Below are 12,435 nucleotides of genomic sequence, written 5' to 3' on the forward strand. Positions count from 1 at the left end.
CTCAATAGCTCGAGGCTGCCGCCGGCTTCGGCTCCGTGCCGCTGAGCACGGAGAGGATATTGTCGAGCAGGCCGGAGGCACCGAAACGGAACGTGGAGGGCATCGCCCAGTCCGGCGTCATGATGGTTTCCGCAAGGCTCAGATAAAGGGCAGCATCCGCAACGGTCGATATGCCGCCAGCCGGCTTGAAACCCACCTTGCGGCCGCTCTCTCTGATCGCGCGGATCATGATGTCGGCTGCTTCCAGCGTCGCGTTGACGGCAACTTTGCCGGTAGAGGTCTTGATGAAATCGGCGCCCGCTTCGATCGCCAGTTCCGAGGCACGGCGGATGAGGGCGGCATCCTTCAGCTCGCCGGTCTCGATGATGACCTTCAGGAGCACGGGTGCAACGCACTCGGCGCGCACGGCCGCGACCATATCGGTAACGGCCTTCTCGTTGCCTGCCATCAGCTTGCGATAGGGGATGACGAGATCGATCTCATCGGCGCCATCGGCGATCGCCTCACGCGTTTCGGCGGCGACATCAGCGATTTCCATGTCGCCGGAGGGAAAATTGACGACGGTCGCGATACGGACCGGGTGGCCCTTGCCGAGCAGGATGCGGGCATGGGCGACGAAACGCGGCCAGATGCAGATTGCGGCACTGTTGCCATAGGGTGTCTGCGCGCGGGCGCAAAGCGTATCGATCTGCTCCTGGGTGCAGTCGTCCTTCAGATTGGTAAGATCGAGAAGGGAAAGGGCGACAGCTGCCGTTTCGCGGCTGGAATGGCTATTCATATTCGCTTCCTCCACCGGCAATCAGTTTCCGGCAATCATTTCTTTGAGTATAGCGGCAAGACGGGCACCGCCAACCGGCGCCATGTCCTTGGTTTCCTCGTGGCTGAGCTCGTCTCCGGTCATGCCAGCCCCATAGTTGGTGATTACGGAGGCAGCCGCAACCCTCAAGCCCAGCATTCTTGCAATGATGACTTCAGGCACAGTCGACATGCCGACTGCATCGGCACCGAGAACACGGGCCATGCGGATTTCGGCCGGCGTCTCGAAGCTTGGGCCCGAGAACCACATGTAGACGCCGCTTGCGAGCGGGATATCAAGCGTCTTTGCTGCATCTCGCATGGCAGCCGAAAGCTCGGCGTCATAAGCATTGGTCATGCCGACGAAACGGTGGTCGCTCTCTTGCCCGATCAGCGGATTCATGCCGGAATAATTGATGTGATCGGCAATCTGCATGACCGAACCGGGCGGTATGTCCTCTTTCAGCGAACCCGCCGAATTGGTGAGAATCAGGGCCTCGACGCCGAGCGCCTGCAGAACCTCGATCGGCAGGCGCATGGCGTTGGCATCGCCCTTTTCATAATAGTGAACACGGCCGGAGAGCATGATGACCGGCACCGAGCCGAGATGACCGGCGACGACCTCTCCGGCATGGCCGGAGACGGCGCTGACCGGAAAACCCGGCAGATCCTTGTAGGGAATACGCACGACATCGGTGAGCTCACTGACCAGCGAGCCGAGGCCCGAGCCGAGCACGATGCCGTAGCGCGGTTTGAGCCCGCCGAGCAGAGCCGCGAGCAGATCGATGGTCGCGATCATCCGAGTTCCGTCTCAAAACTGAAGGGAAGAAGCTCTTCCATGGTCATGGTCTTCTTCACGCCGGCTTCGTCGCAAAGATAGATCTTCGTGTCCTTGGAGGCGAATTCCGAGATCTTCTGCCGGCAGCCGCCGCAGGGCGGGCAGAGCGGCAGTTTTTCGGCGATGACGGCCATTTCGACGATCTTCTTGGCGCCACCCATGATCATGGCGCTGATTGCCGTCGGCTCGGCGCACCAGCCCTGCGGGAAGGAGAGGTTTTCGATATTGGCGCCGGTATAGACTTTGCCATCCTCGGCGCGGATTGCCGCGCCGACGGGAAACTTGGAATAAGGAGCATGCGCGAAGGCCATGGCGCCGCGGGCGGCTTCGAACAGGTCGTGAGACATATCAACGCTCCTTCACATAGGGCACGCCGCCGGCCTTCGGCGGAATTGCAACGCCGATGAAGCCGGCGAGCAGAACACAGGTCAGGATATAGGGCAGAGCCTGGAAAACCTGTACCGGTACTTCGCCGATCAGCGGCACCTGTTTGCCCTGCATGAAATTCGCCAGCGCATCGAGGAAGCCGAAAAGCAGGCAGGCGAACATGACAGGCACCGGCCTCCACTTGGCGAAGACGAGAGCGGCGAGCGCGATATAGCCCTTGCCCGCCGACATGTCCTTGATGAAGGCAGCCGATTGGGCGATCGCCAGGTAGGTGCCGGCAAAGCCGCAGAGGATGCCGGCGCACATGACGGCGCGGTAACGCAGCCAGGAGACGGAAATGCCTGCCGTATCCACCGCTCCCGGATTTTCACCGACGGCGCGAAGACGCAGGCCAAAACGCGTGCGGTAGAGCACCCACCAGGAGAAGGGCACGGCGAGGAAGGCAAGGTAGGTGAGGATATTGTTGCCGGAGATCACGCCGGCATAGAGCGGGCCGATGATCGGCACCTCACGGATGGCATCGGCACCGGGGAGTATGATCGGCGCGAAACGGGCGTCGGGTGCCAGTTGCGGTGTGCGGCCGCCCTGCCCGAACCAGGCCTGGCCGAGCACGATGGTGATACCGGCGATGAAGAAGTTGATGGCGACCCCCGAGATGATCTGGTTGCCGCGATTGGTGATCGAGGCAAAGCCATGCACGAGGCTCAACGCCACCGAGCAGACCACGCCGGCACCGAGGCCTGCCCAGGCCGAGCCGGTGAGATAGGCGATGCAGGCGGCGGCGAAGGCCGAGCCCAGCATCTTGCCTTCGAGACCGATGTCGAAAATGCCGGCGCGCTCGGAAAACAGGCCGGCAAGTGCGGTGAAGATCAGCGGAATGGAGAGCCGGATCGTCGAGCTCAGAACATTGATGAAAACTTCATAATATTCCATCGTCTGTTCCTCAGGCTCGCTTGAACTGCTGGTAGATGAGCGCCATCGCCGGGCGGAACATATATTCCAGCGCGCCGGCAAACAGGATCACCAGACCCTGAATGACAAGGATCATCTCGCGGGTGATGTTGGGCATTTCGAAAGAAATCCAGTCGCCGCCCTGATAAAGGACGCCGAAAAGGATCGCGGCGAAGATAATACCGAGCGGGTGGTTTCGTCCCATCAGCGATACGGCGATGCCGACGAAGCCAGCGCCACCGACGAATTCCACCTGCAGACGGGCCGACGAGCCCATGACCGGGTTCAGCGCCATCATGCCGGCAAGCGCGCCAGAGAGCAGCATGGCGATGATGATGGTGCGCGCATGGGGCGTGCCGGCATAGGCGGCAGCTGTCGGGCTGATGCCCAGCGTGCGCATGTCAAAGCCGAGCTTGCTGCGCCAGACCAGCACCCAGACGAACCAGGCGGCAAACAGCGCGATGATGAAGGAGACGTTGAACGGGGCCGCACCGAGCTTGGCTCCGAACATCGTCATGACCCAGCCGAGCTTCGGAAGTTGTCCGCCTTCGAGGAAGGTGCGGGTTTCCGGCGCCATCTTGCCCGGCACGATCAGCACGTGCACCAGCAGATAGACCATGAGGGCGGCGGCGATATAATTGAACATGATCGTCGTGATGACGATGTGGCTGCCGCGCTTGGCCTGAAGAAAGGCGGGAATGAAGGCCCAGGCAGCGCCGAAAAGGCCGGCGCCGATAACGGCGATCGGCATCGTCACATACCAGGGCACATAATTGTCGAGCGCCAGCGCCACCAGCGCACAGCCAAGGCCGCCGATATAGGCCTGGCCTTCCGAGCCGATGTTGAAGAGGCCGGCATGGATGGCGACGGCAACCGAAAGGCCGGTGAAGATGAAGCTCGTTGCGTAATAGAGCGTGAAGCCGATGCCCTCGCCGCTGCCGAAGGCACCTTCGATGAGCAGCGAAAGCGCCGCCAGCGGGCTCTCGCCGATCAGCCAGACGACGAAGCCGGAGATCAGGAAGGCGACGATCAGATTCAATAGAGGGATCAGACCGTAATTGATCCATCTCGGTAGTGTTACGGAAGCAGTGCTCATCGAGGCCTCACGCGGCAATGCCGGCCATCATCAGGCCGAGGGTCTGTTCACCGGCATCGGGCGTCTTCTCGCCGACGACGTGGCCGGCGAACATGACAAGGATACGGTCTGAAAGGGCGCGGATTTCGTCGAGCTCGACGGAAACGAGCAGGATGGCCTTGCCCGCATCGCGCATCTCGATAATCCGGCGATGGATGAATTCGATGGCGCCGATATCGACGCCGCGGGTCGGCTGGCCGATGATCAGCATCTTCGGATCGCGCTCGATCTCGCGGGCGACGACGATCTTCTGCTGGTTGCCGCCGGAAAAATTCGCCGTCTTCAGCCGCGGGTTCGGCGGGCGAATATCGTATTTCTCGATCTTCTCCATGGCATCCTTGCGGATGGCTTCGAGATCGAGCAGCGGGCCACGACTGTAGGCCGGCCGGCGGTGATAACCGAGCACGGCATTTTCATATTCTTCGAATTTCAGGACGAGGCCCATATGGTGGCGGTCTTCGGGAATATGGGCGAGGCCAAGCTCGCGAAGACGGGCCGGATCGGCCTTGTCGATGGCCTGGCCGTCGAGCAGGATTTCGCCGGAGGCGGGCTTGCGGATGCCGGCGATCGCTTCCAGCAGTTCCGACTGGCCATTGCCGGCGACACCGGCAATGCCGACGATCTCGCCGGCGCGGACATCGAAGGAGACGTTGTCGACCATAGTCACGCCTCTGTTGTCCTTGACCGTCAGGTTGCGGACGGAAAGCATGACATCGGCAGGCTTTGCCTCGCCCTTCTGGACGCGCAGCAGAACACGGCGGCCAACCATGAGTTCGGCAAGCTCTTCGACCGTGGTCTCGCTGGTCTTGCGGGTGGCGACCATCTCGCCGCGGCGCATGACGGAGACAGTGTCGGTGATCGCCATGATCTCGCGCAGCTTGTGGGTGATGAGGACAACGGTCTTGCCCTCGTCGCGCAGCACGCCGAGGATGCGGAACAGGTGATCGGCCTCGGCCGGGGTCAGTACACCCGTCGGCTCATCGAGGATCAGGATCTCGGCGCCGCGATACATGGCTTTCAGGATTTCAACACGCTGCTGCAGGCCGACCGGGAGCTGCTCGATCAGCGCGTCCGGGTTGACCTCCAGGCCGTACTCGGTTTCCAGCCGCTTGAGTTCGGCGCGGGCCGATGCCACGCCCTTGGCCAGCAGCGCGCCGCCTTCGGCACCGAGCATGATGTTTTCGAGGACGGTGAAATTATCGACCAGCATGAAATGCTGGTGCACCATGCCGATGCCGGCAGCGATGGCCGCCTGGCTGTCCCTGATGGTGATGGGCTGGCCGTTGACGCGGATCTCGCCGCTGTCGGCCTGGTAAAAACCGTAGATGATGGACATCAGGGTCGATTTGCCAGCGCCGTTTTCCCCGATAATGCCATGGATCGAACCCTTGGCAACGGTCAGGTTGATGTCCTTGTTGGCGTGAACGGCGCCGAATTTCTTGTCGATGCCGACAAGTTCGATAGCAGGCTGGTCTGTCACAGCAGGCTCCAAATAAGAAAAGGGCGTATGGCGAAAATCCTTGTCCGCCATACGCCCGATCTCAGTTACGACTCACTTCGGGCAGGCGTTGTCCGTGGTGTAATCGTGGACCTTGACGGTGCCAGCAATGATGTCGGCCCTGGCCTTGTCGACGGCGGCCTGCATTTCCGGCGTGATCAGCGACTTGTTGTTCTCGTCCATCGCGGCGGCAACGCCGTCTTCCTTGACGCCGAGAGACTGGACGCCAGCCGTGAACTTGTCGTTCTTGGTGTCATTATAGGCGTTGTAGACGGCGAGATCGACGCGCTTGACCATCGAGGTCAGGACCGAACCCGGATGCAGGTGGTTCTGGTTGGAATCGACGCCGATCGACAGCTTCTTGTTGTCGGCTGCTGTCTGCAGAACGCCGAGACCGGTCGCACCGGCTGCTGCGTAAACGACGTCTGCGCCCTGGTCGATCTGGTTCTTGGCAAGCTCGCCGCCGCGAACCGGGTCGTTCCAGGCAGCACCGGTCGTGCCGGTCATGTTCTGGAAGACTTCGACGTCGGCCTTGACGGCGCGTGCGCCCTGCTCATAGCCGCATTCGAACTTGCGGATCAGCGGAATGTCCATGCCGCCGACGAAACCGACCTTGCCGGTCTTGGACGCCATGCCGGCGAGAACGCCGACGAGGTAGGAGCCTTCTTCTTCCTTGTAGAGGACGGAACGGACGTTCGGCTTGTCGACGACGGAGTCAACGATGATAAACTTGGTATCCGGGAATTCAGCGGCAACCTTCTCGACAGCCGAGGTCCAGGCGAAGGAAACGGCAACAACCGGGTTGAAGCCGCGGCTTGCGAAGTTGCGGATGGCCTGCTCGCCCTGGGTGTCGCCGGTCGGCTCGAAATCGCGATAGGCGATGCCGGTTTCCTTCTTGAACTTTTCAGCGCCGTTAAAGGCAGCTTCGTTGAAGGATTTATCGAACTTCCCTCCGGTGCCGTAAACGAGAGCCGGCTTGATGTCGGCGGCAAGCGCCGTCGTCGACATCGCTGCCACGGCAAGGAGGGTGAGAAGGGATTTTTTCATGAGTTTGCAGCCCTGTTGTTGCTATTTGTTTGGGGTCCTCCCGCAAGCCTTTTTCAGGCATGTCTGCGGAACCACCGACCTCCCCCCGGAGGCCTGGCTGCGTGCATCCTTGCATGGCTCAGCGAAAAATTCACCAGAAATTTTTCGGTTGGTAAAGATTTGCCATTATTGCCGAAAATCAGTCCTTTGGTGCTGAATTCTGGGCAAATCGACTGCTAAAATGCGAATTTTCTAACCAATGCCTTGGCGTCATCGGCACCATTATCTTCCCGTTCTGGTAGCTGCCGATTGCGCTCATCCACACCCTCCGGCCCCTGTTTGTCAGGCGGTAAAACGGCCTGCCACCGGCGGCTTCTTGTAGCCGATCATCCACAGCAGCAGCGACAGCACCAGAAGCACGGCAAAGGCCGGCTGCAGCATGAGCCATTGGAAGATGAAAGCGTAGAAACGCGGATGGACGTAATAGGAAACGGAGGACTGGAGCGCGACAAGCGTCGAGGGGCTGACATCCTCCCATGCATCCGACATCGGGGTCATGATCACTTGCGAGGATGCGACGGACTGGATCGAATCGATGGTACCGGCAATGACCGCAACTGCCAGCGCAAACAGACTGGCAAGACGCAACAAGAAACGCATCGATTCCTCCGACGACGGATAGGCCTGATTATACGGCGAGCCGCGCCATTCTCCACTCAGACCTAGAGATAGGTTGGCAACGGAGACGGCGCAATGGACGGCATTGCGCGTAGTTTTATCGGAAGAAGTCAAAAAACTGTTAGATTTGGGTTGATCGGTGAAAAATCATCGGTATATATCGCGCCGTTCCGACGATTTGCATCCTCTGCGGATGCGAACACCCAATAAGGACAGGTGGCCGAGTGGTTTAAGGCGCACGCCTGGAACGCGTGTGTACGTGAAAGCGTACCGTGGGTTCGAATCCCACCTTGTCCGCCATTTATCTCTTCTATGCCGCTGTTTTTGCATTGATATTCTAGGGCATGCCTATCTCGTCCCCACTTTGCTACGGGTGTTGGAGCGAACAAGGGTGAATTTGTGAAATCGTATCGCCTGCGCCATTGTCGCTGCTTTCGACTCTCGCAAATGAACGGCACCGGCAAACCTTCTGCTAAAGGATGATCCGGCGCAAAATGACTCCTTCCGGTTTTTTTGAGACTGCCGCCAGACCTAACCTCAAATTGGCGATTGAGGAGGACGACGATTATCGCCTAGCCGTGAATGCAATCCTGAGCGTGGATGCGTTTTACGGCATACTCTTTGAGTATCTGAAAGATACCAGTCACCTGATCATAGACGCGGTCCTGTCGCAGCCTTCGGACTCGCCGCGCGTTGCTCCGCAGCTCGCTTCTTTCTGATTTCCTCACGGAGGCGATCAAGTTCCTCAATCGCGTGGTCGATCTCATCTTCGCCCCGATCGATCTGCAAACGTTGCCCCAGCAACTGGGACGCGCCACTTGCAATGAGCCCCTGACAATGCGCCTATATGCGAGCTTTCTGCCGGCCCAGAAGGTATCACCATAATCGATAAGTTCGCGCTCCAGGTGGATCGCTGAAGCCAATGTAGCTGGCGAGGGCAGCCTGCCCGCGGCATCTCGATAATCGACAGCAGAATTCACGACATCAGCGCATTGGGAAAGAAGTTCCTCAGGCCTTCCGGCGCCGCGTACCACGCGGATAATATTCGCAGCGAGTTGGAGGAGCGCAGCATTAACCTGCTGCTGCGCATCGTTCGTCTCGATCTGCTGCGAAGTGTTCTGTGCGACAACAGACAGTTTTGGTTTCTCGGATTGACCAGTCATAGAGATTGCCGGTTTCCTGCATTCAGACCAGCATCGGACGTTGGGCGTGCATTGGCAAGTTATGCTTTAGAACACACGTCGAACCCAGAAATGAGGGAGCCGTGCCAGTTTCCGAGGATGTGAGCCAACACTAGTTTGATTGACATGCACGCGAGCAATGCCACTGTGTCGACGAACGCGAATTGGAGCCCGCCATGACCCCCGCTCGTTTCACCGAATGCCTTCTGCACATTCGCTGGACGCCAATCAATCTTGCTAGCGCGTTGCAATGCGATCTCTCATGGGTGGAAGCACTGGAAGCTGGGAGCGTCGAAGTGCCCGCCGGATTAGCTGCATGGCTGGAGACGCTTGCTCAGTGCCATGAGGCAACCCCAATTCCTACGACCTATCGCGGGCGGGACACGAGTGAAAGGAGAAGTGGATGGCAAAAGTCACTGTTTATCGCGCCAGAACCTACGACGTCACACATGACGAATATGAGCTTTCCAGCCGATACTGGACGCTTGAAAGCGCGGATAGTGCGAAACTCACGATTGATGAGACCCCAGCAGTTGACGTCGACGAAGCCGATGTGAGCCCCGAGGGATGTACCGATCGGGATTACGGCCCCAATCGACTTGGTGGTTTCCAGACAACCGTCCGTTCGTGAAAGCAGGCGACGATCTGCGGTGACCGAAGAATATCAGCCGAAATACAAATAGCGGGAGACGTGGCCTGGAGAAGGCAAGCAGGATTTCACAGGCTATGACGGGGGAAGACACCGTCGGCCGCATCCGGCTCGATGCTTTTGCAGTCTCGCGGACCGATCACGCCGGCGATGGCGCGGCGCTTTCCGTGCCCAAACCGATCGATAGACGGCTGTAAAAACAGCGAAAGTTCTGCGTCCATGTCCGTCATCGGCACCTCCAATCAAAGGTGCCAATCTCAAACCAAACTTGCCTCAATCTGCCAATGTAGTGCTAGCCACACCTGTAGCGCCCAAGAACTATTGACAGAATCATGGATATTCATACCTTGGCTCGACAAATTTGCTCAAGCGTGCCGATGATCACGTGTTATCACAGCAAGCTAGCAGCAACCATGGCCGCTAATTTTAATCTAACTTCGGTGAAGTGATGAAAAAATAGTAATGATGCGGCACCACCTCCTTACAGACAACAAGCAACGCAAATAAAATATGCGAGTCTAGCGAAGATGTATTACGGCCTGAACGGTTTGGATGCGAAGATTGAAAAGTATGTCCCATATAATGATGGATTTTATGTGGAGTTAGGTGCGAATGATGGGGTTGATCAGTCCAACACTTTATATTTCGAGCGCCATAGAAACTGGAGGGGCGTATTAGTTGAACCGACACCTCATAACTATCTAAAGTGCCTTGCTAATCGAGCAGCTTATAATCATATTTTTTGCAATGCGTGCGTTTCATTTGATTACAAGGATCGCTTTGTCGAGATGGCATTTGCAAACCTTATGTCCGCTCCAATTGGACTTGAGTCTGATATAGCGGACCCAATGGCTCACGCTGAAATTGGGAAACAATTTTTAGCAAGCACTGATAGGATTTTCACATTTGGTGCAGTCGCTAAACCTTTGAACGAGCTTTTAATCACGTCTAACGCACCTAAAGAAATTGATCTCTTGTCTTTAGATGTAGAGGGCGCAGAAATAGAGGTTCTTAAGGGAATAGATCATGAGGTTTTCAGGTTCAAACATATGTGTATTGAGTGCAGGGATATTGCAAAGCTAACGATTTACTTGAATTCAATGGGATACGGGTTACAGGAACAGCTAAGTCCGCACGATTTTATGTTTGTGAATAAAGCTTCTTAATGGTTTCAGTTTCGACTGAAAGGATGTTTTTTATCCGAACCGCCGCGAGGCACGAACGGCTCGAAGAATGACCACTCTTGATCTGACATTAAACACCGGATCATGACTGCTCCTAGAAAGCAGTGTTGAATCACTTTCTTGCCGAGTTGGGAAGCTCTCATGTAAGAGCTTCCTCGACGCCCCTGGGGGGTCGAGGAAGGTCTAATCGGAAAGTCCGCGATGAAAGCCCCTTCGAGGTGGCAACCGAGGAGGCCCGGTCAGCACGAGGGATCGGGCCTCTGCCTTTTGCGAAATCTCCGACATTTTACGGATATCTTTCGGCCCCGGCTGTCACTGTCCAGCGGTGCGCCGAGCATGGCCGGTTACCACGGCGTAGGCATCGCGCCTCGGCCAGCGTAACGCGGAAAATAGCGCTGGCCGAAAGCATCGAAATGACGGCGCAACAAGGGTTGCGGCATGTCACACGTTTTTCACGCGACAGTGTACAACCCTACGATTAGGTTCTCACTTAAAACGTGTTCGCGGGCCGTATCGCTGGAGTACTGCGTAATGAAACTCGACACCTCGACCGAATTTGATCAAGTTATTCTCATCTTCCAGGATTCCGGCCGGCGCTTGACCGTTAGAACTGTCCAGGAGGCTGCCAACGCTTTGATGAAAGATTGGCCGTCGGACGATGGTGAGGAGTTTTTATCTGCGGTGAAAGCCTGTCTCGACGTTATGACCGGAAAAGCCAATAGCAGGGAGCTTCGAAGCGCTATCCTCCGAGCAGCTAACGAAGCTGGCGTGGCCTCGGTCGCCGTACTTCACTGAAATCTTCGCACGTATCGCGCCGCTCGTCGGCCGAACCGCATGGTCGCTTTTATCCGCGAAGCGATCGAAGAATATATTGCAGCGTCGCGTCGCTTCAGAATCGAATATGTAGGCGTAGCTGGCGACTCTAAGCGGCTCGATTTAGAACCCTTCTTCCATATTACAAACATAGACGCTGTGATCGCCGTGGTCGGTGATCCACCCGCGGTCATCTATCTGCTCGCTCTCTCCACTTCCCGAACGCACTTTAAGGTCTCTGCCTGTGCGCAGCAGGATATTGTCATGGAGTGTGGTTGCTTTTTCCGGGAAGGAAAAGCGGTAGTAATATGGTGACATACAGCCACCTCCAACCTCGCGGGCATAGATCGGCAAGCTGAACTGATTGTAGCGACTACCAAAGAATTCTCCGACGACGGCTACATCGATAGGCGGCATGTTTCCCGGAGTGCAAGCACTCGAAATCTTGCTCTCCATAGCCTTCAGACTTGCCCTAACCGCGTCAGAGACTGGTATGGTGATGTTGATTGCGTTTTCATCAGCGTAATAAGCTATTGTGCCTTCGTTGAAAGCGCACTCAAGCGGGTCCGGAAAGACTTGCTCCGCCCATTTATCTGCAGCGACACGCGACGTGGGGAGAAGAGCGGTTGTTGACAGCAGCAACGTTGCGACAACGCCTTGAATGGTCGAATAAAGCAACATGATCAAATGCCCCAACCTTGGTTTCAAGCTACACGTTACCCGGTATTTTTCAACCGAGTTTCCACAAGCTCGATGTCACTCAACAATGATGATGGGGTGATGGGGGTCAGGATGCTGGCGGAAGTACGATTTCTGCCTTGCTGGGTGAATCCGGAGATGATGGGACGGTGGCGGGGTCCAGCCCAAACTTCACTCCGCAGAATAAAAGCGTGACCAAAATAAAAAAGGAAAAGCCAGCCGACCCCATGAGTACGCCAAAGCATGGTCAAGTCCGGCATCTTGCCTGCATCCGTTGTGGCGGATGTCGTGCGCGGCGCGGTTGCGAGGCTGGATACGACCGATCATTTCGGCGCGGGTGCGGCCGTGCGCCACTATTTCGAAAGCTGGCTGTCGAAGTAGATAATCTTCGCTGGGTGCATAGGATGCATAGGCAGTTTTCAACTGCTCTATAGGAAATGTCAGATTCAATGCCTGTCATGTCACAGTCTGACATTTCCCACACGGCGTATGGAAAATCCTATGCAAGTTATGCATCCTATGCAGAGAGGTATTTGAAAGTCCCTCATCAGAGCGGGATTCTGGTTGGCTGCCGCGATGAACATCCATTTCGACGAGAGCA

Annotated in this window: 15 protein-coding genes, 1 tRNA gene and 1 pseudogene; 6 read left to right on the top strand and 11 right to left on the bottom strand. The window is 57.0% G+C overall.

Going from position 1 to position 12,435, the window contains the following annotated elements; genetic code table 11:
- Position 1 precedes the first annotated feature (1 nt).
- The 8 genes from deoC to J2X71_RS05330 all read right to left on the bottom strand — a co-directional run bounded on the left by deoC (position 2) and on the right by J2X71_RS05330 (position 7,290).
- Positions 2-778: a deoxyribose-phosphate aldolase gene (gene deoC, locus J2X71_RS05295; protein WP_310379769.1), complete on the bottom strand. Its 777-nt coding sequence runs from the start codon at positions 776-778 to the stop codon at positions 2-4.
- A gap of 21 nt (positions 779-799) precedes the next feature.
- Entirely contained in the window at positions 800-1,594 is a 795-nt protein-coding gene (locus tag J2X71_RS05300) for a purine-nucleoside phosphorylase (RefSeq protein WP_310379771.1), read from the bottom strand.
- On the bottom strand, positions 1,591-1,980 hold the full coding sequence (locus J2X71_RS05305; protein WP_113181347.1) for a cytidine deaminase: 390 nt from the start codon (positions 1,978-1,980) through the stop codon (positions 1,591-1,593). Before J2X71_RS05305 ends, J2X71_RS05300 begins: the two co-directional genes overlap by 4 nt.
- A gap of 1 nt (position 1,981) precedes the next feature.
- The gene (locus tag J2X71_RS05310) at positions 1,982-2,953 is read right to left on the bottom strand and encodes an ABC transporter permease (protein WP_310379774.1); all 972 of its coding nucleotides are present in this window, start codon (positions 2,951-2,953) and stop codon (positions 1,982-1,984) included.
- Between the two features lie 10 nt (positions 2,954-2,963).
- Positions 2,964-4,067: an ABC transporter permease gene (locus J2X71_RS05315; RefSeq protein WP_310379775.1), complete on the bottom strand. Its 1,104-nt coding sequence runs from the start codon at positions 4,065-4,067 to the stop codon at positions 2,964-2,966.
- A gap of 7 nt (positions 4,068-4,074) precedes the next feature.
- Entirely contained in the window at positions 4,075-5,586 is a 1,512-nt protein-coding gene (locus J2X71_RS05320; RefSeq protein ID WP_310379777.1) for an ABC transporter ATP-binding protein, read from the bottom strand.
- A 72-nt stretch (positions 5,587-5,658) separates the two neighbouring features.
- Positions 5,659-6,651, bottom strand: coding sequence for a BMP family protein (locus tag J2X71_RS05325; RefSeq protein ID WP_113320553.1), 993 nt, complete (start codon positions 6,649-6,651; stop codon positions 5,659-5,661).
- 321 nt (positions 6,652-6,972) lie between these two features.
- A complete protein-coding gene (locus J2X71_RS05330; protein ID WP_113320552.1) occupies positions 6,973-7,290 on the bottom strand; it encodes a hypothetical protein in 318 nt (105 codons plus the stop codon).
- Positions 7,291-7,518: 228 nt separating this feature from the next.
- On the opposite strand from J2X71_RS05330, the gene J2X71_RS05335 reads away from it, so the two are divergent.
- Positions 7,519-7,608 (top strand) — tRNA-Ser (locus J2X71_RS05335).
- Positions 7,609-7,880: 272 nt separating this feature from the next.
- On the opposite strand, the gene J2X71_RS05340 is transcribed toward J2X71_RS05335, so the two are convergent.
- Positions 7,881-8,471, bottom strand: a complete 591-nt coding sequence (locus J2X71_RS05340) for a hypothetical protein (protein ID WP_310379780.1) — start codon at positions 8,469-8,471, stop codon at positions 7,881-7,883.
- A 194-nt stretch (positions 8,472-8,665) separates the two neighbouring features.
- Between J2X71_RS05340 and J2X71_RS05345 the strand changes: the two are divergent.
- A pseudogene (locus tag J2X71_RS05345) lies at positions 8,666-8,869 on the top strand (hypothetical protein); the annotation flags it as partial.
- Positions 8,870-8,892: 23 nt separating this feature from the next.
- Entirely contained in the window at positions 8,893-9,120 is a 228-nt protein-coding gene (locus tag J2X71_RS05350; RefSeq protein ID WP_310380113.1) for a hypothetical protein, read from the top strand.
- An 86-nt stretch (positions 9,121-9,206) separates the two neighbouring features.
- On the opposite strand, the gene J2X71_RS05355 is transcribed toward J2X71_RS05350, so the two are convergent.
- Positions 9,207-9,368: a hypothetical protein gene (locus J2X71_RS05355; protein ID WP_310379782.1), complete on the bottom strand. Its 162-nt coding sequence runs from the start codon at positions 9,366-9,368 to the stop codon at positions 9,207-9,209.
- 297 nt (positions 9,369-9,665) lie between these two features.
- Between J2X71_RS05355 and J2X71_RS05360 the strand changes: the two genes are divergently transcribed.
- Both J2X71_RS05360 and J2X71_RS05365 read left to right on the top strand, forming a co-directional pair.
- Complete coding sequence (locus J2X71_RS05360; protein ID WP_310379784.1) at positions 9,666-10,304, top strand: FkbM family methyltransferase; 639 nt, start codon at positions 9,666-9,668, stop codon at positions 10,302-10,304.
- 549 nt (positions 10,305-10,853) lie between these two features.
- Entirely contained in the window at positions 10,854-11,117 is a 264-nt protein-coding gene (locus tag J2X71_RS05365; protein ID WP_310379786.1) for a DUF982 domain-containing protein, read from the top strand.
- 141 nt (positions 11,118-11,258) lie between these two features.
- Here the strand turns inward: J2X71_RS05365 and J2X71_RS05370 are convergent, their stop codons facing one another.
- A complete protein-coding gene (locus tag J2X71_RS05370; protein ID WP_310379788.1) occupies positions 11,259-11,816 on the bottom strand; it encodes a hypothetical protein in 558 nt (185 codons plus the stop codon).
- A gap of 261 nt (positions 11,817-12,077) precedes the next feature.
- Here J2X71_RS05370 and J2X71_RS05375 point away from each other — a divergent pair, with 261 nt between their 5' ends.
- Positions 12,078-12,215: a hypothetical protein gene (locus J2X71_RS05375; protein ID WP_310379791.1), complete on the top strand. Its 138-nt coding sequence runs from the start codon at positions 12,078-12,080 to the stop codon at positions 12,213-12,215.
- The last annotated feature ends 220 nt before the right edge of the window (positions 12,216-12,435 follow it).

Origin of the sequence: Rhizobium sp. 1399, from assembly GCF_031455475.1 — a bacterium.
Taxonomy (GTDB): Bacteria; Pseudomonadota; Alphaproteobacteria; order Rhizobiales; family Rhizobiaceae; genus Rhizobium.

Excerpts from the sequence above, each read along its gene's own strand:
- deoC (WP_310379769.1), bottom strand. The coding sequence starts at position 778 with ATGAATAGCCATTCCAGCCGCGAAACGGCAGCTGTCGCCCTTTCCCTT.
- J2X71_RS05300 (WP_310379771.1), bottom strand. The coding sequence starts at position 1,594 with ATGATCGCGACCATCGATCTGCTCGCGGCTCTGCTCGGCGGGCTCAAA.
- J2X71_RS05305 (WP_113181347.1), bottom strand. The coding sequence starts at position 1,980 with ATGTCTCACGACCTGTTCGAAGCCGCCCGCGGCGCCATGGCCTTCGCG.
- J2X71_RS05310 (WP_310379774.1), bottom strand. The coding sequence starts at position 2,953 with ATGGAATATTATGAAGTTTTCATCAATGTTCTGAGCTCGACGATCCGG.
- J2X71_RS05315 (WP_310379775.1), bottom strand. The coding sequence starts at position 4,067 with ATGAGCACTGCTTCCGTAACACTACCGAGATGGATCAATTACGGTCTG.
- J2X71_RS05325 (WP_113320553.1), bottom strand. The coding sequence starts at position 6,651 with ATGAAAAAATCCCTTCTCACCCTCCTTGCCGTGGCAGCGATGTCGACG.
- J2X71_RS05330 (WP_113320552.1), bottom strand. The coding sequence starts at position 7,290 with ATGCGTTTCTTGTTGCGTCTTGCCAGTCTGTTTGCGCTGGCAGTTGCG.
- J2X71_RS05340 (WP_310379780.1), bottom strand. The coding sequence starts at position 8,471 with ATGACTGGTCAATCCGAGAAACCAAAACTGTCTGTTGTCGCACAGAAC.
- J2X71_RS05350 (WP_310380113.1), top strand. The coding sequence starts at position 8,893 with ATGGCAAAAGTCACTGTTTATCGCGCCAGAACCTACGACGTCACACAT.
- J2X71_RS05355 (WP_310379782.1), bottom strand. The coding sequence starts at position 9,368 with ATGACGGACATGGACGCAGAACTTTCGCTGTTTTTACAGCCGTCTATC.
- J2X71_RS05360 (WP_310379784.1), top strand. The coding sequence starts at position 9,666 with ATGTATTACGGCCTGAACGGTTTGGATGCGAAGATTGAAAAGTATGTC.
- J2X71_RS05365 (WP_310379786.1), top strand. The coding sequence starts at position 10,854 with ATGAAACTCGACACCTCGACCGAATTTGATCAAGTTATTCTCATCTTC.
- J2X71_RS05370 (WP_310379788.1), bottom strand. The coding sequence starts at position 11,816 with ATGTTGCTTTATTCGACCATTCAAGGCGTTGTCGCAACGTTGCTGCTG.
- J2X71_RS05375 (WP_310379791.1), top strand. The coding sequence starts at position 12,078 with ATGGTCAAGTCCGGCATCTTGCCTGCATCCGTTGTGGCGGATGTCGTG.